The 20,096-nt window shown below is 62.9% G+C and carries 17 protein-coding genes; 7 read left to right on the top strand and 10 right to left on the bottom strand.

What is annotated here, in order from left to right; all coding sequences use genetic code 11:
• Window positions 1–105: 105 nt before the first annotated feature.
• Window positions 106–1,311 (bottom strand): MFS transporter, encoded by a 1,206-nt coding sequence (locus tag J1G18_RS06575; protein ID WP_223007266.1) that lies wholly within the window; start codon window positions 1,309–1,311, stop codon window positions 106–108.
• Window positions 1,312–1,763: 452 nt separating this feature from the next.
• Here J1G18_RS06575 and J1G18_RS06570 point away from each other — a divergent pair, with 452 nt between their 5' ends.
• Complete coding sequence (locus J1G18_RS06570; protein WP_223007265.1) at window positions 1,764–3,857, top strand: mechanosensitive ion channel family protein; 2,094 nt, start codon at window positions 1,764–1,766, stop codon at window positions 3,855–3,857.
• 126 nt (window positions 3,858–3,983) lie between these two features.
• Here the strand turns inward: J1G18_RS06570 and J1G18_RS06565 are convergent, their stop codons facing one another.
• Window positions 3,984–8,417, bottom strand: a complete 4,434-nt coding sequence (locus J1G18_RS06565) for a DEAD/DEAH box helicase (protein ID WP_223007264.1) — start codon at window positions 8,415–8,417, stop codon at window positions 3,984–3,986.
• 296 nt (window positions 8,418–8,713) lie between these two features.
• On the opposite strand from J1G18_RS06565, the gene J1G18_RS06560 reads away from it, so the two are divergent.
• Both J1G18_RS06560 and J1G18_RS06555 read left to right on the top strand, forming a co-directional pair.
• Entirely contained in the window at window positions 8,714–9,598 is an 885-nt protein-coding gene (locus J1G18_RS06560; RefSeq protein ID WP_198759045.1) for a sugar nucleotide-binding protein, read from the top strand.
• A complete protein-coding gene (locus J1G18_RS06555; protein WP_098965834.1) occupies window positions 9,591–10,520 on the top strand; it encodes an NAD-dependent epimerase/dehydratase family protein in 930 nt (309 codons plus the stop codon). The genes J1G18_RS06560 and J1G18_RS06555 overlap by 8 nt, the downstream gene beginning before the upstream one ends.
• Before the next feature lie 183 nt (window positions 10,521–10,703).
• On the opposite strand, the gene J1G18_RS06550 is transcribed toward J1G18_RS06555, so the two are convergent.
• From J1G18_RS06550 to J1G18_RS06530, 5 genes are all read right to left on the bottom strand, one after another.
• On the bottom strand, window positions 10,704–11,402 hold the full coding sequence (locus tag J1G18_RS06550; protein ID WP_027612943.1) for an OmpW/AlkL family protein: 699 nt from the start codon (window positions 11,400–11,402) through the stop codon (window positions 10,704–10,706).
• Between the two features lie 224 nt (window positions 11,403–11,626).
• Window positions 11,627–12,145, bottom strand: a complete 519-nt coding sequence (locus J1G18_RS06545) for a DUF3299 domain-containing protein (protein ID WP_003228673.1) — start codon at window positions 12,143–12,145, stop codon at window positions 11,627–11,629.
• 11 nt (window positions 12,146–12,156) lie between these two features.
• Entirely contained in the window at window positions 12,157–13,422 is a 1,266-nt protein-coding gene (locus J1G18_RS06540) for an ABC transporter permease (RefSeq protein ID WP_223007263.1), read from the bottom strand.
• Between the two features lies 1 nt (window position 13,423).
• Window positions 13,424–14,134, bottom strand: a complete 711-nt coding sequence (locus J1G18_RS06535; RefSeq protein ID WP_003228669.1) for an ABC transporter ATP-binding protein — start codon at window positions 14,132–14,134, stop codon at window positions 13,424–13,426.
• Window positions 14,135–14,272: 138 nt separating this feature from the next.
• The gene (locus tag J1G18_RS06530) at window positions 14,273–14,875 is read right to left on the bottom strand and encodes a DUF2796 domain-containing protein (RefSeq protein ID WP_223007262.1); all 603 of its coding nucleotides are present in this window, start codon (window positions 14,873–14,875) and stop codon (window positions 14,273–14,275) included.
• 135 nt (window positions 14,876–15,010) lie between these two features.
• Between J1G18_RS06530 and J1G18_RS06525 the strand changes: the two genes are divergently transcribed.
• Window positions 15,011–15,370 (top strand): hypothetical protein, encoded by a 360-nt coding sequence (locus J1G18_RS06525; protein ID WP_115988796.1) that lies wholly within the window; start codon window positions 15,011–15,013, stop codon window positions 15,368–15,370.
• A gap of 109 nt (window positions 15,371–15,479) precedes the next feature.
• Here J1G18_RS06525 and trxA read toward each other — a convergent pair whose 3' ends face one another.
• The 3 genes from trxA to J1G18_RS06510 all read right to left on the bottom strand — a co-directional run bounded on the left by trxA (window position 15,480) and on the right by J1G18_RS06510 (window position 17,655).
• Window positions 15,480–16,352 (bottom strand): thioredoxin, encoded by an 873-nt coding sequence (gene trxA, locus J1G18_RS06520; RefSeq protein WP_134787435.1) that lies wholly within the window; start codon window positions 16,350–16,352, stop codon window positions 15,480–15,482.
• 185 nt (window positions 16,353–16,537) lie between these two features.
• Window positions 16,538–17,194, bottom strand: coding sequence for a class I SAM-dependent methyltransferase (locus J1G18_RS06515; RefSeq protein ID WP_135296658.1), 657 nt, complete (start codon window positions 17,192–17,194; stop codon window positions 16,538–16,540).
• On the bottom strand, window positions 17,191–17,655 hold the full coding sequence (locus J1G18_RS06510; RefSeq protein ID WP_098965824.1) for a YbaY family lipoprotein: 465 nt from the start codon (window positions 17,653–17,655) through the stop codon (window positions 17,191–17,193). Before J1G18_RS06510 ends, J1G18_RS06515 begins: the two co-directional genes overlap by 4 nt.
• 127 nt (window positions 17,656–17,782) lie before the next feature.
• On the opposite strand from J1G18_RS06510, the gene nrdR reads away from it, so the two are divergent.
• From nrdR to J1G18_RS06495, 3 genes are read left to right on the top strand one after another with little or no spacing between them, the layout of a single operon-like run.
• Window positions 17,783–18,247, top strand: a complete 465-nt coding sequence (nrdR, locus tag J1G18_RS06505; RefSeq protein WP_003228656.1) for a transcriptional regulator NrdR — start codon at window positions 17,783–17,785, stop codon at window positions 18,245–18,247.
• Complete coding sequence (ribD, locus tag J1G18_RS06500; protein ID WP_139055386.1) at window positions 18,244–19,377, top strand: bifunctional diaminohydroxyphosphoribosylaminopyrimidine deaminase/5-amino-6-(5-phosphoribosylamino)uracil reductase RibD; 1,134 nt, start codon at window positions 18,244–18,246, stop codon at window positions 19,375–19,377. Before nrdR ends, ribD begins: the two co-directional genes overlap by 4 nt.
• A gap of 47 nt (window positions 19,378–19,424) precedes the next feature.
• Window positions 19,425–20,087, top strand: a complete 663-nt coding sequence (locus J1G18_RS06495; RefSeq protein WP_103367225.1) for a riboflavin synthase — start codon at window positions 19,425–19,427, stop codon at window positions 20,085–20,087.
• Window positions 20,088–20,096 lie beyond the last annotated feature (9 nt).

Here is a 20,096-nt window from a genome sequence, read left to right as displayed (position 1 = left end):
AAAGCTAATGTGGGAGGGGGCTTGGTCCCGAAGGCGGTCGTTCAGTCAACATCAATGGCGACTGATACACCGACTTCGGGAGCAAGCCCCCTCCCACAGGGTTACTCAGTGGCCCGTGAATACTCGGCCTTGAGCCGGTTCGGCATAGGCCGGACCGAGGCGATCCAGTCGCCCGCTCCACGCGGTCAGCGCCAGCGCCAGCAACACCACCAACCCACCGATCCACGCCGTGTGAATCAGGCCCAGATGTTCGACGATCAACCCGCCGCCCCACGCCCCACCGGCAATCCCGAGGTTGAACGCAGCAATGTTCAGCCCCGATGCCACGTCCACTGCCTGCGGTGTGTGATGTTCAGCCTGACGCACCACATACACCTGCAACCCCGGCACGTTGCCAAACGCCACCGCGCCCCACACCAGCACTGTCGCCAACGCCAGCCATGGATTGGCGGCGGTGAAGGTCAGCACGAACAACACGGCCGCGAGCAGGGCGAAGATGATTTTCAGGGCGCTGATCGGCCCGCGTTTGTCTGCCAGTTTGCCGCCCCAGATATTGCCGACCGCCACCGACACGCCGTACACCAGCAACACCAGGCTGACGGTGCTGGCGCTGAAGCCGGAGAGGTCCTGCAGGATCGGCGCGAGGAAGGTGAAGGCGATGAACGAGCCGCCGTAACCGATCGCGGTCATGGCGTACACCAGCAGCAGACGCGGTTGTTTCAGCACTTGCAGTTGCTGCAGCAAGGACGCTGGTTTGCTGTGGGCGATGTTGTTCGGCACATACAGCAGGCTGCCGATGAAGGCGATCACACCCAGCGCCGAGACGGCGAGGAAGGTTTCGCGCCAGCCGAAATGCTGGCCGATGAATGTGCCCAGCGGTACGCCGGTGACCAACGCCACAGTGAGGCCGGTGAACATGATCGCAATCGCGCTGGCAGCCTTTTCCTTGGGCACCAGGCTGGTGGCGATGGTCGAGCCGATGGAGAAGAACACCCCGTGGGCCAGACCCGTGACGATCCGCGCCAGCACCAGCGATTCATAACCCGGCGCCAGCCAGGCCAGCAGGTTGCCGAGGGTGAACAACACCATCAGCGACAGCAGCAACAGTTTGCGCGGGACTTTGCCGGTGAGGGCGGTCAGCACCGGCGCGCCAATGGCAACGCCCAACGCATAAAGACTGACTAGCAGCCCGGCGGACGGCAGGCTGACGCCGAGATCGGCGCCAATGGTGGGTAACAGGCCGACGATGACGAACTCGGTCGTCCCGATGGCGAATGCGCTGAGGGTCAGCGCGAGCAAGGCAATGGGCATGACAGCACTCCGGTAGAGGTTTGAATGGAGCGCAGTGTCGGGGTTTGGGTTGTGCGGAAAAATACAGGGTTGGGCATTTGATATTTGCCTTGGACGCAAAGGTCAAAAGCGCTCCCCCCTCACCCCAACCCTCTCCCCCAAAGGGGCGAGGGGGAAGGGAGCTGATCTCGGTTGCACTCAATATTGAGTTCGGCTGGATATTTCAGGTCGATGTAGCTCGAGAGCTCAATTCGGTCGGCCCCCTCTCCCCCAAGGGGGTGAGGGGGAAGGGAGCGGATCTCGGTTGCACTCAATATTGAGTTCGGCTGGATATTTCAGGTCGATGTAGCTCGAGAGCACAACTCGGTCGGCTCCCTCTCCCTCGGGGAGAGGGCTGGGGTGAGGGTGCTCTTGAACTTGCCAGACAATTACCGATCAGTTCCTTACAGGTTCAGCCAAGAGGGATCGGAGTTTTGATCAAGTTCAGGATCGCCATTTTGCTGGGAGCGCTGCTGTTTCTCGGCGCCAGCGAACTCGAAGCCGCCACGCTGCCGGGGGTTCCGGCCGCTGCTGAAGAACCGGCCAAACCCGAGCCGATTGTGCAGGGCGGTCTGCTCGGCGCGATCAGTTCGAGCATCGACGACGTGCAGGACAAACTCGATCTCAACGAGCATCTGGTCGACGCCTGGCGCCTGCGTGCCGATCGCGCGGCGGACGAGGTCGACAAGCTGGTTAACCAGCCGTCCAACCGATCCGGCTGGAGCGTCGCCGGGGATTTCCTGACTCTGTCCGGCGTGTGGCTTGGCGCCTTCGCGTTGCTTACGGTGCTCGGCAGCCTGCTGGCCAAGCGGCTGAGTCAGGGTCGTTGGCTGCGCACCCGCCAGCGCAGTCAGGATCTGGCGGGTTACCTGCTGCCGTACACCGTGCCGGCGCTGATCTGCCTGCCGCTGACGCTGTACGTCAGCCACTTTCTGCAAGCCTCGGTGGGTCGGGCGCTGGCGTTGTGTCTGGCGTATGCCACCAGCAGCGGGATTTTCTCCACCTCGATGTTGTTGTGCGTGGTGGTGATGTTCAACGTCGGGCACAAACGGCCGGCCGCGCGGATCATTCGCGACTACTGCCCGAAACCGCTGTTCCTGATCGGCTTTCTCGCCGCCCTCAGTGATGCGTTGACCAGCCCACAGATCGCCCGTCAGTTGGGCGGCAATATCACCAGCAGCGTCGCGGTGTTCACTGGGTTGATAGCCTCGATCATCTTCGGTCTGCTGGTGATTCGCCTGCGCCGGCCGGTGGCGCACCTGATCCGTAATCGGCCACTGGCGCAACGTCTTAAACAGCCTTCGTTACAGGAGTCGCTGCGGATTTTTTCCGGGCTCTGGTACTGGCCCATCGTGCTGATGGTGCTGGTTTCGGCGGTGAATCTGATCGGCATCGGCGAAGACAATCAGAAGGCCCTGCGCTGTGCGCTGTTCACCACGGTGCTGCTGATCGGCACGGTGTTCCTCAGCACCATCCTCCAGCACCTGTTCAAGTCGCGCAAAGCCGAAGCGATCCAGCGCAGCAGCGCCTACAAGGAGCGCTTTCTCAGCCTGTTGCACGCGCTGCTGCGGATCGTTATTGCGATTGCCTTCATCGATATTCTCGGGCGGATCTGGGGCGTTTCACTGCTCGATTTCGCCCAGAGCAGCACGATCGGCCGCGCGATCAGCAACGCGTTGAGCAGCATCGGCCTGATCTTCCTCGTCACCTGGCTGTTGTGGGTGGTGCTCGACACGGCGATTCAGGAAGCGTTGAAACCACCGGTGAGCAAACGCTCGTCGCGCCAGCCCAGCACCCGGGTGAAAACCATCCTGCCGCTGCTGCGCAATGCGATCAAAATCATCCTCGTGGTGATCTGCGCGATCACCACCATGGCCAACCTCGGCATCAACGTTGCGCCACTGTTGGCCGGTGCCGGGGTGGTCGGTCTGGCGATCGGTTTCGGTTCGCAGCAACTGGTGCAGGACGTGATTACCGGGCTGTTCATCATCATCGAGGACACCCTGTCGATCGGCGACTGGGTGGTGCTCGACTCCGGGCACGCCGGCACCGTCGAAGGCCTGACCATCCGCACCCTGCGCCTGCGTGACGGCAAGGGGTTTGTGCACTCGGTGCCGTTCGGCCAGATCAAGGCAGTGACCAATCAATCACGGCAGTTCGCCTATGCATTTTTCTCGGTGCAGTTCACCTACGACACCGACGTCGACAAGGCCATCGAGCTGATCCGCGAGACTGGTGATTCGATCCGTGAAGACCCGTTCCTCAAGTACAACCTGCAAGGGCCGCTGGATGTGTTCGGGGTGGACCGGATGGACCTGAACGGCGTGGTGCTGACGGCGCAGTTCCGTACTGTGTCGGGTGGGCAGTATGCGGTGAGCCGGGCGTTCAACCAGCGTTTGAAAAAGCTTGTGGATAACAGTCCCGAGGTGCATTTCGCGCAGACTTATCCACAGCAGGTTTTGTTGCCCAAGCGGCAGGGTGAGGGGGGGCTGGTGGCGAGCGAGGCGCCACAACGGTCGAGTACCTGACCGCCGGATTTTGTGCTGGGATTGCCGGCCTCTTCGCGGGCAAGCCCGCTCCCACATTGGATTTGTGAACGACGCAGATCCCCTGTGGGAGCGAGCTTGCTCGCGAAAGGGCCGGAACTGTCGACATCAATGCCGGATCAGCTTGCTGCGCACCTGTTCCATGGCCACCTGATCCAGCTCTGTCCAGAAAACCTGCTTGCCGGCAATCTCGGCTGCCACCGGCAAGCCATCCCGATACACTAACCGATTACTCACCAAAGCTGGCACCTTCGCTCCTGGCAGCAAAGTCCCCGCCAGATTCAACGGATCCACCCCGCACACCGCGATCAAACTGCCGTCATGCGCCCGCCGTCGTACTTCGCGCAGCAATGGAATCGCCTCCGGCAAGGCAAACTGTTCCCCCGCCAGACCACTGACAAAGCGCCCGCCGCGAATCTCGCCACGGGCCTCCAGCCGATGAAACGTGCGCAGCAATTCGCGCCAGCTCGGCAGCCAATCCGCCTCGCGCTCCAGCAGACGCCAGAACACCACACCGTAGCGGCGCAGCAACGTCATGGCGACATGTTCGAGGGTTTCCGGCGAAGCGCTCTGGCTGTTCTCCACGAGCGGCCCTCGGCGCAACAACGCCCAGCGCCCGGCATCGTCCATGCCACCGACAAACGCCCCGCGCCCGCGTCGACTGCTGCGTTGCTGGCGCTTGCTCGCCGGGGTAATCAGGGCGCGCAAACCGGCGAAGCTGTCGGCGTTCACCAGGCCGGCACCGACCAGTTCCTGCAAGGCGATTTCCAGCTCGGTGCGCAATAGGTGCGCTTCATGGATCAGTTCATCGAAAAACAGCGCGCCGTGCTGACTCAGCGCCTCGTAGACCTTTTGCGTTTTCGCTGACAGTTCGCTGACCGGCGTTTGCTCGGCCAATCCACTCCACAACCCGACCTGACTGCGCGGCAGCAGCACAATCGGCGTACTGCGCAACGCCGTGCCGCTGACTTTCTGTCGGGCACTGAGGCGCGTCCACACCAGTTTGCCGTTGCGGCACAGCTCATCCAGCCAGCTCGGCGAGTAGTCTTTCAGGCGCGCCGGGAGAATGTCGCTGTCCCACGCGGAGGCCGCTGCCGGGTAACCTTCGAACTGGCCGACAATCGCCGGCAGCACCGCGCTGCCCTGAGCGCGCGTAGCGGAGGATAGATGCTGCCAGTCGAACAGAAAACGCATGAAATCCTGCAGAGCCACCGGCTCGATTTCCCGGCGCAAACGCTTGACCGTGTAGCGATGAATGCGCGCCAGCAGATGCCGTTCGCACCATTCCTCAACCGTCGCGCCCGGGGTGAATTTACCGCGCAGCACGTAGCCTTCGCGCTCCAGTTGCGCGAGGGCCTGATTGACCTGCGGTATCGGCAACGCGAGTGGTTCGGCAATGGCGGCTAACGGCAGCGGGCCAAATGCGCCCAGTCGCGCGCGGAGCACTTCGACCAGCGCTTCCTCTAACGTCCAAGGTTCGTTGAAACCGGGCAAGGCCTCTTGCTGCGGTTGCAGCGTGGCCCGTGGATAAAGCGCCAACAGGCAGGTCAGGCGTTCTCGCGCCAGCCACAACGAGCCAGGCTGTGGATGTGTAGTGACGGTGAGGCCGTCTTCGCGAGCAGCCTCGCTCCCACAGTTGACAGTGTTCCAACTGGCGGAACCCGGTTGAATGTGGGAGCGAGCCTGCTCGCGAAGCTTTTCTTTTGCCGTTACTGGCGGAACGGCCAAGCGGCAGGCGCGACCGCTCGCAGTCAGCGCGTCAAGCCATTCGCGCCAGTGTTCGCCAGCCTGAACTTCAAGGTCGCTGATGCAGGCCAGGCTCATCAGCGCCTCGTGCATTTCATCGACGTTGGCCGGCGTCGGCCACGCTTCTTCACGCACCGCGTTAATGGCGTCTGCGTCCAGCGCACCGAGATCATCAGTGGACTGCGGATCGCTCCAGCGCCGGTTGATCACCGCTTGGGTGCGGCGTTCTTCCAACGGCGCATCGTCGAGAAAGCTGTACGGCCGCGCGCTGAGAATTTCTGCCGCCAGCGGTGACGGCGCCGGCAGATCGCGGCTGATTAACCGCACCTCGCCGCGCTCCATGCGCCGCAGCAGATTGAGCCAGCCGTCGCTGTCCATGGCCTCGTGCAGGCAATCGTCGAGGGTCTGTTCCACCAGCGGATGTTCGGGAACCTCCCGTTCGCCGGCGAGGTTTTCCAGGCATGCGATCTGGTCGGGGAACACGCTGGCAATCAGGTCCTCGCTTTTCATCCGCTGCAATTGCGGCGCAACTTTGCGCCCGCCGGTAAAACGCGGCAGCGCCAACGCCACCCCGGCATTCCAGCGCCAGCGCACACCGAACAACGGCGCGTCGAGAATTGCCTGAATCAGGATGTGTTCGGCGCTGTTGCTGTGCAGGTACCGCCAGACATCGTCCAGTTCGAAACTGTGACTGGTGGACAGCGACAACACGATCGCATCCTCGCTAGCGGCAGCCTGCAACTCGAAGTTGAAGGTGCGGCAGAAACGCTTGCGCAAGGCCAGGCCCCAAGCGCGGTTGATGCGGCTGCCGAACGGTGAATGGATGATCAACTGGGTGCCGCCGGATTCGTCGAAAAAACGCTCCATCAGCAGCGTGTCCTGCGAGGGCAGGGCGCCGAGGGTCAGGCGAGCGCGGGCGAGATAGTCCACCAGCTGTTCGGCGCTGGCGCGGTTCAGGCCGAGGGTTGCGGTCAGCCAGTCGAGCGCCGGTTGCAGATCGCCGGGGCTGGCGCCGAGCAACAGGTCGAGAGTCGCTTGCAGCCGCGCCACCGCCGCAGACAATTCATCGCTGCGCCCCGGGGCTTCGCCGAGCCAGAACGGAATGGTCGGCGGCTGGCCCTGAGCATCCTCGACCCGCACCTTGCCGGTTTCAACCCGCAGGATTCGGTAGGAGGTGTTGCCGAGCTGGAATATGTCGCCCGCGATACTTTCCACGGCAAAGTCTTCGTTGACACTGCCGATGCTCAGGCCCTGCGGTTCCAGCAACACGCTGTAGTCGGCGTTGTCGGGGATGGTGCCGCCACTGGTCACGGCGGTCAGTCGCGCGCCACGACGGCCACGCAGAGTGCGGCTGACCGCGTCGCGATGCAGATAGGCGCTGCGAATGCCCTGACGACCGTTGTAGCCTTCGGCGAGCATCGTCAGCAGCGCCTGATAGTGTTTTTCGTCGAGATCGCGGTAGGGCGAGGCTTTGCGGAACAGCGCCAGCAGCGCGTCTTCCGCCCATTCCCGGCAACTGACTTCGGCGATGATCTGCTGCGCCAGCACATCCAGCGGCGCTTGTGGGATGTGCAGGGTGTCGAGTTCGCCACGGCGCACGCAGTCGAGCAGGGCGGCGCACTCGATCAGGTCGTCGCGGGTGGTGGCGAACAAGCGGCCCTTGGGTGTGCCGCCGACCTGGTGCCCGGAGCGCCCGACCCTTTGCAGAAACCCGGCAATCGAACGCGGCGAGGATATTTGGCAGACCAGATCGACTTCGCCGATATCGATGCCCAACTCCAGCGACGCAGTGGCGATCAGCACTTGCAGCTCGCCGCGCTTGAGTCGCTGTTCGGCGTCGAGGCGGAATTCCTTGGCCAGACTGCCGTGGTGCGCGGCGACTGCGTGCTTGCCGAGGCGCTCGCTGAGGTGGCGGCTAAGGCGTTCGGCCAAGCGCCGGGTATTGACGAAAATCAGCGTGGTTCGGTGTTCGCGGGCCAGTTCGGCGAGCCGGTCATAAACCAGCTCCCAGACGTCGTTAGCCATCACTGCCGACAACGGCACCGGCGGCACCTCGATGCCCAGATCCCGTGGCCGGGCGTGGCCGATGTCGATGATTTCGCAGGGGTGATCGGTGCCGACCAGAAACTGCGCCACGGCGTCGATCGGTTTTTGCGTGGCGGACAAGCCGATGCGGGTCAGTGGTTCTGCGCACAGCGCCTGCAGGCGTTCGAGGCTCAGCGCCAGATGACTGCCGCGTTTGCCAGCAGCGATGGCGTGGATCTCGTCGATGATCACCGTGCGTGTGCTGCCGAGCATTTTGCGTCCGGACTCGGAGCCAAGCAGCACGTACAGCGATTCCGGAGTGGTCACCAGAATGTGCGGCGCGCGCTTGCGCATGGCGGCGCGGTCTTTTTGCGGGGTGTCGCCGGTGCGCACAGCGGTGGTGATTTGCAGTTCGGGCAGGCCCATCTGGCGTAATTGTTCGGTGATTCCCGCCAGCGGGTTCTGCAGGTTGATGCGGATGTCGTTGGACAACGCCTTGAGCGGCGATACGTAGACGACGAGGGTTGCGTCGGGCAGGCCTGCGGGGTTTTCCAGACCCCGGTGGACGAGGTCGTCGAGCACGGCGAGAAACGCGGTAAGGGTTTTACCGGAGCCGGTGGGCGCGGCGATCAGCGTCGAGCGGCGCTGGCGGATCAACGGCCATGCGCGGGCCTGGGCGGCGGTGACCGTCGGGAAAGTGCTGCTGAACCAGGCGCTGACGGCGGGGTGAAAGCCTGCCAGGGCCGCGTCCTTGGGGATGGGCAGATTCATGGCTCAAGTTATGCGGGTGGGGGCGGCAAGATGCAAGTACCGCTGGGATCTTCAGCGTTTGGCCGTGCCTCTTCGCGAGCAAGCCCGCTCCCACAGGGGAATGCGGTCAACTGTGGGAGCGGGCTTGCTCGCGAAGAGGCCTGCTGCAACGCCACAAATGCCAGGGATCTACACTTTACGGGTGACGGTTGCGCACTAAACCCGCAAAATGCAACGATTCCGGCAATTATCGATGACGGTGTCACCAGCACCGTCGCTAAAGCCATCGTTCCAATCAGACTGGGCCTGCTGACTCTATGCGAATGCGCCTTATGTTACTGGGCGGCGGAAATGCCCTTGGGCAGGCGCTGATTCGCCTCGGTGCGGAAGAAGACATCGGTTTCCTCGCCCCCCGCCCGCCAGAAGACGGCTGGGATGCCGCGAGCCTGACGCAACTGCTCGACGATACCCGTCCGGATGCGTTGATCAACCTCGCCTACTATTTCGACTGGTTCCAGGCCGATACCGTCAGCGAAAGCCGTCTGGCCGGTCAGGAACGCGCCATCGAGCGACTGGCCGAGCTGTGCCAGCACCACAACATCATCCTCGTGCAGCCTTCCAGCTATCGGGTGTTCGACGGTTCGCGGGCGACTGCCTACAGCGAAAAGGACGAGCCGGTGCCGTTGGGCCTGCGCGGCCAGGCGCTGTGGCGCATCGAGCAAAGTGTTCGCGCCACTTGCCCGCAACACGTGTTGCTGCGCTTCGGCTGGCTGCTCGATGACAGTCCTGAAGGCACCCTCGGGCGCTTCCTCGCCCGCGCCGAACAACCGGACGAATTGCTCATGGCCGATGACCGCCGGGGCAATCCGACTCCGGTGGATGACGCGGCACGGGTGATCATTTCGGTGCTCAAGCAACTCGATTGCGCGGCGCCGCTGTGGGGCACTTACCATTACGCCGGCCACGAAGCGACCACGCCGCTGGCGCTCGGGCAGGCGATTCTGACCGAGGCGCGCAGCCTGCATCCGCTGGCAATCGAAGCACCGACCGCTCAGGCCCACGCCGCGCGGCCGGACGCCGCCGAGGAGCCGCAGCACGCGGTGCTCGCCTGCAAGAAAATTCTGCACACTTTCGGGATCAAGCCCCGCGCCTGGCGCGCCGCGCTCCCGGCTTTACTGGATAGGTTTTATCGTCATGGCTGAAGGCCCTGTTTTAATCACCGGCGGCGCCGGTTTCATCGGCTCGCACCTGACTGACGCGTTGCTCGCCACCGGCCACTCGGTGCGGATTCTCGATGATCTGTCGACCGGCAAACGCAGCAACCTGCCGCTGGATAATCCACAGGTCGAACTGATCGTCGGTAACGTCGCCGATGCCGCGCTGGTCGCGCAGGCCATGCAAGGCTGCAGCGCCGTCGCGCATCTGGCGGCGGTGGCCTCGGTGCAGGCGTCGGTGGACGATCCGGTGAAGACGCACCAGAGCAATTTCATCGGCACCCTGAATGTCTGCGAAGCCATGCGCCAGGCCGGGGTCAAGCGCGTGCTCTACGCCTCGAGCGCAGCGGTGTACGGCAACAACGGTGAAGGCGAGTCGATCGACGAAGACACGCCAAAAGCCCCGCTGACCCCGTATGCCTCGGACAAACTGGCCGGCGAGCATTACTTCGATTTCTACCGTCGCCAGCATGGCCTGGAGCCGGTGATCTTCCGCTTCTTCAACATCTTCGGCCCACGCCAGGATCCGTCCTCGCCGTACTCCGGGGTCATCAGCATTTTCAGCGAGCGGGCACAGAAAGGCCTGCCGATCACCGTGTTCGGCGATGGCGAGCAGACCCGTGATTTCCTCTATGTCGAGGATCTGGTCGACGTGCTGGTGCAGGCAATCGACAAGCCTGAAGTGGAAGTGGGGGCGATGAACGTCGGCTGGAATCAGGCGATGAACCTCAAGCAGATGCTGCAAGCGCTGCAGGAAGTGGTCGGCGAACTGCCCCCGGTCAGCTACGGCCCGGCGCGCTCCGGCGACATCCGTCACTCGCGGGCGAATAACGCGCGTTTGCTGCAACGCTTCAAGCTGCCAGAGCCGACGCCGATGCGTGTGGGGCTGGCGCGGTTGCTCGGCAAGTAGGTTTATCGCAGACATGAAAAAGGCGCCTTTTTACAGGCGCCTTTTTCACGGCCGGAATTTGTCGCTAATCCTGTGGCGAGGGGATTTATCCCCGATCGATCACGAAGTGATCGTCGTCAGTTCTAAGCCTGCTCACCCAAAGCCTCATTCACCACCACGTGAACGTTCCTGGTTGAATCTGCCTTAGAACTTGTAGCCCAGACCCACCATGTACACAAACGGATCGACATCAACATTGACCTTGGCACGGGTGCCCGGTGCCACCGCGTTGTTCTCGACGGTGGCTCGAGTATCGATGTCGATGTAGCGCACCTGGGCGTTGAGCATGATGTTGTCGGTCAGCATGTAGTCGGCGCCGACCTGCCAGGCCAGGCCCCAGGAGTTTTTCGCCTTGAAGTTGCTGAAGCCATTGGACTGGGCTTCGCTGCCGACGTGCTCGTCGTAGATCCAGGTGTAGTTGATGCCGCCGCCGATGTACGGCTGGAATGGCGATTTCGCATCCAGCGGGTAGTACACGACGCTGAGGGTGGGCGGCAGGTGTTTCAGGGTGCCGAGTTTGCCGTTGGCGGCTGGCAGCGCAGTGCCTTTGATTTTCACGTCATGCTCGAACGGCGAGGCGGCCAGCAACTCGATACCGATGTTGTTGGTCAGCATGTAGGCGAAGTTCAGACCCAGTTGGGTGTCGCTGCTCATGGTCGCCTTGCCGCCCAGGTTGGTGCCGCTCAACGGACCCTGATCGACCTTGACATTGGAGCTGTCGGCCTTCGGGTTGACGGTGATCGCACCGGCGCGAACGATGATGTCGCCGGCTTCGTGAGCGTGGGCGAGCGGGGCTGCGAGCGCGAGGGCAAACAGCGAGGCGCTGAGCAAGGACTTGTTCATGGGGGCTCCAAAAGGACGTTAAAAGTTTCTGATGTCCTATGGTATGAAGCCAACTGATACGGTCTTTTGACTCAGCTCAATGAAACAGTGATGCCGCGGTTTTTTGTGGAACCTTGGCCGGCCCCTTCGCGAGCAAGCCCGCTCCCACTTTGGAACGCGGTCACCTGTGGGAGCGGGCTTGCTCGCGAAGAGGCCGGATCAAACAATACAAAAACTACCGGGATTCACTCCGGCAGCTCATACACATAAATCTTGTCCGCCGCCATCTGATACCCGGCATCGGCCAGTTCGCTGGTGGACGCCTTGACCTGCAACGGTCCCTCGACCCAGTACGGCTGATACAGTTCGTCGAGCTTCACGCCCAGCTCGCTTTTCACATGCACGATCTGGTTCGACGGCGGTGGCGGCACGTGGATGCAGGCGCCGAAGTACGGCACCAGCAGGAAGTCGGTGGTGCGTCCTTCTTCGTTGACCTCCAGCGGCACGATGTAGCCCGGCAGGCGGATGTTCTGCCCGTCGAGACTCTGCACCACCGGCGCGTTGGGCATGTCCTGTTTCGCCGCCGGCGCCGACTCGGCGGACAGCGCATCACTCATCTTCGACATGTCGTGCAACGGCGTCATGTTCGGCACTTCCGGCGCGGCGTCCGGCGGGATCATCTCCGACCAGGTCAGGTCTTTCGGCGCCGCTGCCCACACAGGCAGGGCGACCAGCAACAGCAGCGCAAGCACGGCGCGGGGCATGGTGAACATCCTCATAAACGGATCGACAGGCCATCGGCCAGGGATTGGCGATACGCGCGCCAGGCCGGCACGCTGCCCATCAGCAGCGCGGCCGCCAGAATGCCACCGAGCAGCGTCCATTCATACTCGCTCGGCCACGCCAGCGGCAGATACAAACCGTAATTGGCCTGCACATAGCCCTGCGCGGCAGCGATGCTGATGTACAGCAAGGCCAGTCCTGCGATTACGCCGGTCAGCGCCAGGGCAAAGGCTTCCAGCACCAGCAGGCTTGCGATGTGCCAAGGCCGGGCACCGACCGAACGCAGAATCGCCATCTCGCGGCGACGCTCGTTGAGGCTGGTGAGAATCGCCGTGAGCATGCCGATCAACCCGGTCAGCACCACGAACAGCGAGACCACGAACAGCGCCTTTTCAGCGGTGCTCATCAGGCTCCACAACTCCTGCAAGGCCACGCCCGGCAGGATCGCCAGCATCGGCTCACCACGGTATTCGTTGATCTCGCGTTGCAGGGCGAAGGTGGAAATCTTGCTGTTGAGGCCGAGCATGAACGCAGTGATCGCCTGTGGCGTCAGGTCCATGTTGCGTGCCTGATCTGCGGTGATCCGGCCGTTGCCCCGGGCCGGCACCCCGTTGTGCCAGTCGATGTGGATCGCCTCCATGCCGCCGAGGCTGATGTGCAACGTGCGATCCACCGGGGTACCCGTGCGCTTGAGAATGCCGACCACGGTGAACGGCTTGTCGTCATGCTTGACCAGACTGATCGCCGCCACGCCGTGGGCCAGCACCAGTTGGTCGCCGAGCTTGTAATGCAGCGCTTCGGCCACTTCGGCGCCGAGCACCACTTCGAACGGGTCGGTGGCAAACGCCCGGCCGTCAGCCAGTTGCAGATGCTGCTGGCGCCCGTACTGGTAATGCTCGAAATACGCTTCAGTGGTGCCCATCACTCGGTAGCCGCGATGCGAGTCGCCGAGGGACATCGGGATTGCCCATTTCACTTTCGGGTTGCTGGCGAAGTGTTCGAAGCTGTCCCAACGGATGTTGTTGGTGGCGTTGCCGATGCGGAACACCGAGTACAGCAGCAGGTTCACCGAACCGGAGCGGGCGCCGACGATCAGGTCGGTGCCGCTGATGGTGCTGGCGAAACTGGCCTTGGCCTCGGTGCGTACGCGCTCGACGGCGAGCAACAGGCACACCGACAGGGCAATGGCGAACGCGGTGAGCAGGGCGGTAAAGCGGCGGTTGGCCAGGCTGGCCATGGCCAGACGAAACAGATACATCTCAGACCTCGGCAGACGTGGCGGCGCGATTGAGCTCGGCCAGGGACAGGTGACGGTCGAACAGCGGCGCCAGGCTCTGGTCGTGGCTGACGAACAACAGGCTCGAGCCGGCTTCGCGGCATTCGGCGAACAGCAGGCGAATGAAGTTTTCCCGGGCGTCGTAATCCAGCGCCGAGGTCGGTTCGTCGGCGATCACCAGTTCCGGTTGGCCGATCAAGGCACGAGCGGCGGCGACCCGTTGCTGCTGACCGATCGACAGCGAATCGGCGCGACGACCGAGGATGCTTTCATCTTTCAGGCCCAAGTGGGCGAGCAGGGTGGCGGCGGCCTGATCGACGCTGCCGTGACGCTGTTTCGCCCGCTCGGCACGCAATCTGGAGAAGTGGCACGGCAACTCGACGTTCTCGCGTACCGAAAGAAACGGCAGCAGGTTGAACTGCTGGAAGATGTAGCCGGTGTGATCGACGCGAAAGCGGTCGCGGGCGCCGGCACCGAGTTCGGTCAGCTCCTGGCCGAGTAGACGAATGCTGCCGCGACCGGGCTTCTGCACCCCGCCCAGCAGGCCGAGCAGGGTGGTCTTGCCGCTGCCGCTGGGGCCCTTGAGGAACAGGGTTTCACCCGGTTCCAGGCGAAACGCCGGGATGTCCAGCAGCGGCGGGTGACCTGGCCAGTTGAAGCCCAGGTCGGACAGTTCGATGAGTGCTTGGGTCATGGCACCAGTTTCAAGGAGTGAACACTTAACCCTGTGGGAGCGGGCTTGCTCGCGAATACGGTGGATCAGCCAAATCCATGTTGACTGACCCACCGCATTCGCGAGCAATCCCGCTCCCACAGGGGATTTTCGGTGTGATCAGAATTTCAGGGACGCCGCCTTGGCGGTCACTTCCGTACCCTGCTGGCCGCTCGGGCCGATCAGTTGTACCTGAATTTTCTGAGTGGCCGGGAAGGTATTGAAGATGTTCGCCAGATCCAGCGTCTTCAGAGCACCCGGGGCCGCGCAACTGAACTGATAGTGAGCGTGGATTTCGCTGTGATCGTGGTGATGCGCTTCACCACCCTTGGCATCTTCGTCGTGGTCATCATCGTCATGCTCGTCGGCAGCCGGTTTGTCGCCGAACAGCGGGCTTTCCAGTTCCTGGCTGGTGACCTTGCAACCGGCGGCGGCTGGCAGGCTGAACAGCGCCAGCGGGTTTTCCAGTTTGGTGCGCGCGGCCACGACTTTGGCCTTGTCGGCGTCGCTGGTGGCGGCGTGTTCGAAGCCCACCAGGTTCATCGCCGGGCTTTCCAGTTCCAGTTCCAGGGTCTGGCCGTCGAGTGCGGCGTTCAGTCGGCCGACGCCATGTTCGTGGGCGCCGAGGCTGCCGTGCTCATGGTCATGATCGTGCTCATCGGCGGCATGGGCGATGGCCAGCGGCAACAGGGCAAACGGCAAAGCGAGCAGCAGACGACGCATGGCGGTCTCCGGAAAGTAAAGTGAAGAGTTTGTTATGTAATCTTATAACGAAAGTCCGCAGAGTTTGCCCGTGCGCTTGGCGTTGCACAAGTCCCGTGGGAGCATGCAGGTCAGAAATGTGCAGGAGCGAAGCAGATGTTGCGGATACGCGGAACCGTCGGCGCGACGCCGGTGGATTTGACGGTGGAGCTGGATGACAGCGATTGGGTGAAGCTCGGCGCAGCCCTTGGCGCGCAGCCGCAGGGTGATCAGCCTGAAGCGGCATTGAGCACGCCGGCAGTGAAGCCACTGAACCAGGACGATGCGTTGTGGCAGGTCGCGCAGGATCTGCTGCGCAAAGCCGGGCAGCTCAGCGGGCCGGATCTTCTGGAGCAGCTTGAGGGATTGACCGGCAGCGCGGCCGCAGGCAAACGCCTGCTGGTGCGCTTGCGCCACAGTTCACAGGTGAAAGTGGCGAGCGGCGGCGATACGCCGCTCTACAGCTGGGTCGAGTGAGCCGCAAAAGATCGCAGCCTGCGGCAGCTCCTACAGGTCAGCGTTCATCCGCAAATACGGGTGAACACGATCGAATGTAGGAGCTGCCGACGGCTGCGATCTTTTGATCTTAATAAAGCGCAGCGAATACTTTACGGCGGTAAGCGGTCACCAGAGGATGATCGTTGCCCAGCAACTCAAACACCTGCAGCAACGTCTTGTGCGGCAACCCTTCGCCGTAGCTACGGTTACGGATGAACAGCTTGAGCAACGCCTCCAGCGCCGCCTCGTATTGCTGACGCGCCAGTTGCTGGATCGCCAGGTGATACACCGCTTCGTCGTCTTGTGGATCTTTGGCCAGACGCGCCTTGAGGTCGGCAGCATCCGGCAGATCACGGGCAAGTCCCAGGAACTTGATCTGCGCCTTGGCCCCGGCCAGTGCAGCCTTGTGCTCATCGCTCTTGACCGCGTCGAGCACGGTTTGTGCCTCGCCCAGTTCGCCGCGTTCGGTCAGGCAGCGGGCGTAGAGGATCAGCGCCTTGGCGTTGCTGTTGTCTTCGGTGAGCATGACCACCAGCGCCGCTTCCGCGTCAGCGAAACGCCCTTCATCGAACAGCGCCTGCGCCTGTTCGAACGGATCGGCGGCGGCCGGCGGCGGCATTTGCACATGCGGCTCAAGCAACGCGCGCACTGCGGATTCCGGTTGCGCACCGGCAAAACCGTCCACCGGTTGACCGTCCTTGAACAGCACCACAGTCGGCAGGCTGCGGATACCGAAGCGGGCGACGATGTCCTGCTCGATGTCGCAGTTGACCTTGGCCAGCAGCAGTTCACCCTGATAGCTCTCGGCAATGCCTTGCAGCATCGGCATCAACGCCTTGCACGGCGCACACCACTCGGCCCAGAAATCCACCAGCACCGGTTTGTTGAAGGAGGCTTCGATCACCGACTGGTCGAAATCGGCAGTCGTGGCGTCGAAGATGTACGGCGTTTGCTGACTCATGGGGGATCTCGTAAAAGCGTGGATGGGGCAACTATACGGCTTGGCGGGGTGTGGCCGGAAGCGGGGGCAGGTTTAGAGATGTGTTGCCTGATAGGACGCCTTCGCGAGCAAGCTCGCTCCCACAGGGGGAACGCAATCCAAATGTGGGAGCGGGCTTGCTCCGGGCGGCGATCCGACGAAGCTTTTTAGCTCCGCCGCGCGTGGTACAGGCTCACATGCCGAAATTCTTCCGGCTCCGCCAGATCCGGCAAGGTCATCGCCTCAAGCATTTCGATTCGCTCATACAACGGATGGCGAAAATCCCGAACCCGCGAATCCGCCACCAGCGCCTCGCGGCCACGGCTGAGAAACGCGTCGAGCAGCGGCAGGTTCTCACGGTCGTAGAGCACATCCGCCACCAGGATCAGATCGAAGCGATCGGCCTCGGTAAAGAAGTCCGTCGAATAACTCATCTGCACATCATTGAGTTCAGCGTTGGCCCGGCACGCAGCAATCGCCAGCGGATCCAGATCACAGGCCACCACCTCCAAAGCCCCGGCCTTGACCGCAGCAATCGCGGCGATGCCGGAGCCGGCGCCGAAATCCAGCACCCGCTTGCCGCGCACCCACTCGGGGAACTCCGCGAGATAACGCGCCACCGCCAGACCGCTGGCCCAGCAGAAACTCCAATAGGGCGGCTCGTGAAGGATGCGCCGGGTTTCGTCCGGGCTGAATTCACGATCCATGTTGTCGCCGTCGATCAGCCACAGCTGCAAATCGGTGCCCGGTAAAGCACAGGCCTTGAGCCGCGCATCACCGAGCAATTCACCCAACGCCTGTTGCAGGTCGAGCGGTACGGTCATGGTGCTTTGACAAATTGCAGCTGGCCCAGCGCCTGGGTGGTCGGCTGGGTAATGGTTTGCGACGGCAGGTGCAGGATCAACTGGCCCGACTGCGTGGCACGACCGCGCAGCTCAACCCGTGCGCCGGCCGGAAATGACTCCGGATTGAAGCGCAGGCGAAACGGCAGAATCTGGTTGTTGCCGATCAGGCTGGAACTGGCGAGCAGTTGTTGCGGGCGCGACTTTTCATCGATCACCAGCAGCGCCAGTTCGACTTCGGCCCCGGCCGGCACGCCTTGCAGGGTGCCGCTCAGTTCCCGTTGATAGGCCGGCAGCGGACCAAGATCAGCGGCCTCGCGGGCTTTTTTTTGCGCCTGTTGTGGTGCAGGTCCCGGTGTTGGCGGTTGCGGTTTGGGCTTGTCGCTGCCGCAGGCCACCAGCAGGGCGAAAAGACTGAGCAAAACGAGCGGTCGTAGCGACATTGGCAGCTCCAGAAAATGAAATCCGTGGATCAAACGATCATGGCAGTCTGTATACCGCAAACCCTATGGCTTGTCTTGCCACCGGGATGCGCTACCATGGCCCTCCCTTTTTTTGTTGCCAGCCACCATGCACTGTCCCTTCTGCGGTGCCAACGACACCAAGGTCATCGACTCGCGTCTGGTCGCCGAGGGCGAACAGGTGCGCCGCCGGCGTGAATGCCTGGCCTGCGGCGAACGTTTCACGACATTCGAGACGGCCGAACTGGTGTTGCCGCGCCTGATCAAAACCGACGGCAGCCGCCAACCGTTCGACGAAGAAAAACTCCGCGCCGGCATGCAACGCGCGCTGGAGAAACGTCCGGTGAGCGTCGAGCGCCTCGAATCCTCTCTGGTTCACATCAAGCACAAGCTGCGCGCCACCGGCGAGCGCGAGGTCAAATCCCTCGTGGTCGGCGAACTGGTGATGGCCGAGCTGCAAAAGCTCGATGAAGTGGCCTACATCCGTTTCGCTTCGGTATACCGGCGCTTTCAGGACCTTAACGAGTTCCGTGAAGAGATCGACCGCCTCGCCCGCGAACCGGTGAAAGAATGACCCGCGCCGCCGAGCAGGCGATCCTCGACGCCCACTTCATGGCGCGCGCGCTGGAGCTGGCGCGCAAGGGCCACTACACCACCCATCCCAATCCCCGGGTTGGCTGTGTGATCGTGCGTGACGGGCAGATTGTCGGCGAAGGCTTTCACGAGCGCGCCGGCGAACCCCACGCCGAGGTCCACGCCCTGCGCGCTGCCGGTGAACTGGCCCGGGGCGCCACGGCTTACGTGACCCTTGAGCCGTGCAGCCACCATGGCCGCACACCGCCGTGCGCCGATGCGTTGGTGACTGCCGGGGTTGCTCGGGTGGTCGCCGCGATGCGCGATCCGAACCCACAGGTCGCCGGGCGTGGCTTGCAGCGTCTGAGCGATGCCGGGATCGCCACCGAAAGCGGCGTGCTGGAAGTCGAGGCGCGCCAGCTCAATCAAGGTTTCCTGAAGCGCATGGAACATGGCTTGCCGTTCGTGCGGGTCAAGTTGGCGATGAGTCTCGACGGGCGCACGGCGATGGAAAGTGGCGAGAGCCAGTGGATCACCGGCCCGGCCGCGCGTTCCGCCGTGCAGCGTTTGCGCGCGCAGGCGGCCGTGGTGTTGACCGGCGCTGACACCGTATTGGCCGACGGCGCGCGCCTGACCGTGCGCGCCGACGAACTGGGTCTGGATGCCGAACAAACCGCACTGGCCATGAGCCGTCCGCCGCTGAGGGTGCTGATCGATGGGCGCCTGCGGGTGCCGTTGGATGCGCCGTTCTTCAAGGCCGGCCCGGCGCTGGTCGCCACCTGCATGGCGGTCGAAGAGCAATACGCCAATGGCCCGGAATGCCTGATCGTGCCGGGTGACGACGGTCAGGTCGATCTGCATCAACTGCTGATCGAACTGGCCAACCGTGGCGTCAACGAAGTGCTGGTCGAGGCTGGCCCACGCTTGGCCGGCGCGTTCGCGCAGCTTGGTCTGGTCGATGAGTTCGTGATCTTCATCGCCGGCAAGTTTCTCGGCTCCTCGGCGCGGCCGCTGCTGGACTGGCCGCTGGCCTATATGAAGGACGCTCCCGAGCTGAAAATCACTGAAATCCGCGCGGTTGGCGATGACTGGCGAGTCACTGCGACGCCAGTCGTTTCGGCGAGCGTATAATTCCCGGCCATCGCCTTAGCGCTGGCTTCGTTCTCAAGGAGAACCCCATGTTTACCGGTATCATCGAATCCATCGGCAGTATCCGTGCACTGACCCCCAAGGGCGGTGATGTGCGGGTGCATGTCGAAACCGGCAAGCTCGACCTGAGCGACGTCAAACTCGGCGACAGCATCGCGGTCAACGGCGTGTGCCTGACCGCGGTTGAACTGCCGGGCAACGGTTTTGCCGCCGACGTCAGCCGCGAAACCCTCGACTGCACCGCCATGAATGACCTGAAAAGCGGCAGCCCGGTCAACCTGGAAAAAGCCCTGACCCCGACCACCCGTCTCGGCGGGCATCTGGTCAGCGGTCATGTCGACGGTGTCGGCGAAGTGGTATCGCGCAGCGACAATGCCCGCGCCGTGGAATTTCGCATTCGCGCGCCGAAGGAACTGGCCAAGTACATCGCCCATAAAGGCTCGATCACCGTCGACGGCACCAGCCTGACCGTGAACGCGGTCGATGGCGCCGAATTCATGCTGACGATCATTCCGCACACCCTGAGCGAAACCATCATGGCTTCCTACAAGCCGGGCCGCCGGGTGAACCTGGAAGTCGATTTGCTGGCGCGTTATCTGGAGCGTCTGCTCCTCGGCGACAAGGCTGCTGAGCCAAGCGCTGGCGGTATTACTGAAAGCTTTCTGGCCGCCAACGGCTATCTCAAATCCTGACTGAAGGGG

This window comes from Pseudomonas sp. MIS38, from assembly GCF_019891575.1.
Lineage (GTDB): Bacteria > Pseudomonadota > Gammaproteobacteria > Pseudomonadales > Pseudomonadaceae > Aquipseudomonas > Aquipseudomonas putida_A.
This window is presented reverse-complemented; position numbering and strand designations above follow the sequence as displayed.

What these genes read in the sequence shown, in the direction of transcription:
- ribD (WP_139055386.1), top strand. Translation starts at nt 18,244, where the DNA reads ATGACCCGCGCCGCCGAGCAGGCGATCCTCGACGCCCACTTCATGGCG.
- J1G18_RS06560 (WP_198759045.1), top strand. Translation starts at nt 8,714, where the DNA reads ATGCGAATGCGCCTTATGTTACTGGGCGGCGGAAATGCCCTTGGGCAG.
- J1G18_RS06575 (WP_223007266.1), bottom strand. Translation starts at nt 1,311, where the DNA reads ATGCCCATTGCCTTGCTCGCGCTGACCCTCAGCGCATTCGCCATCGGG.
- nrdR (WP_003228656.1), top strand. Translation starts at nt 17,783, where the DNA reads ATGCACTGTCCCTTCTGCGGTGCCAACGACACCAAGGTCATCGACTCG.
- J1G18_RS06530 (WP_223007262.1), bottom strand. Translation starts at nt 14,875, where the DNA reads ATGCGTCGTCTGCTGCTCGCTTTGCCGTTTGCCCTGTTGCCGCTGGCC.
- J1G18_RS06540 (WP_223007263.1), bottom strand. Translation starts at nt 13,422, where the DNA reads ATGTATCTGTTTCGTCTGGCCATGGCCAGCCTGGCCAACCGCCGCTTT.
- J1G18_RS06495 (WP_103367225.1), top strand. Translation starts at nt 19,425, where the DNA reads ATGTTTACCGGTATCATCGAATCCATCGGCAGTATCCGTGCACTGACC.
- J1G18_RS06510 (WP_098965824.1), bottom strand. Translation starts at nt 17,655, where the DNA reads ATGTCGCTACGACCGCTCGTTTTGCTCAGTCTTTTCGCCCTGCTGGTG.
- J1G18_RS06545 (WP_003228673.1), bottom strand. Translation starts at nt 12,145, where the DNA reads ATGCCCCGCGCCGTGCTTGCGCTGCTGTTGCTGGTCGCCCTGCCTGTG.
- trxA (WP_134787435.1), bottom strand. Translation starts at nt 16,352, where the DNA reads ATGAGTCAGCAAACGCCGTACATCTTCGACGCCACGACTGCCGATTTC.
- J1G18_RS06550 (WP_027612943.1), bottom strand. Translation starts at nt 11,402, where the DNA reads ATGAACAAGTCCTTGCTCAGCGCCTCGCTGTTTGCCCTCGCGCTCGCA.
- J1G18_RS06515 (WP_135296658.1), bottom strand. Translation starts at nt 17,194, where the DNA reads ATGACCGTACCGCTCGACCTGCAACAGGCGTTGGGTGAATTGCTCGGT.
- J1G18_RS06525 (WP_115988796.1), top strand. Translation starts at nt 15,011, where the DNA reads ATGTTGCGGATACGCGGAACCGTCGGCGCGACGCCGGTGGATTTGACG.
- J1G18_RS06535 (WP_003228669.1), bottom strand. Translation starts at nt 14,134, where the DNA reads ATGACCCAAGCACTCATCGAACTGTCCGACCTGGGCTTCAACTGGCCA.
- J1G18_RS06555 (WP_098965834.1), top strand. Translation starts at nt 9,591, where the DNA reads ATGGCTGAAGGCCCTGTTTTAATCACCGGCGGCGCCGGTTTCATCGGC.
- J1G18_RS06565 (WP_223007264.1), bottom strand. Translation starts at nt 8,417, where the DNA reads ATGAATCTGCCCATCCCCAAGGACGCGGCCCTGGCAGGCTTTCACCCC.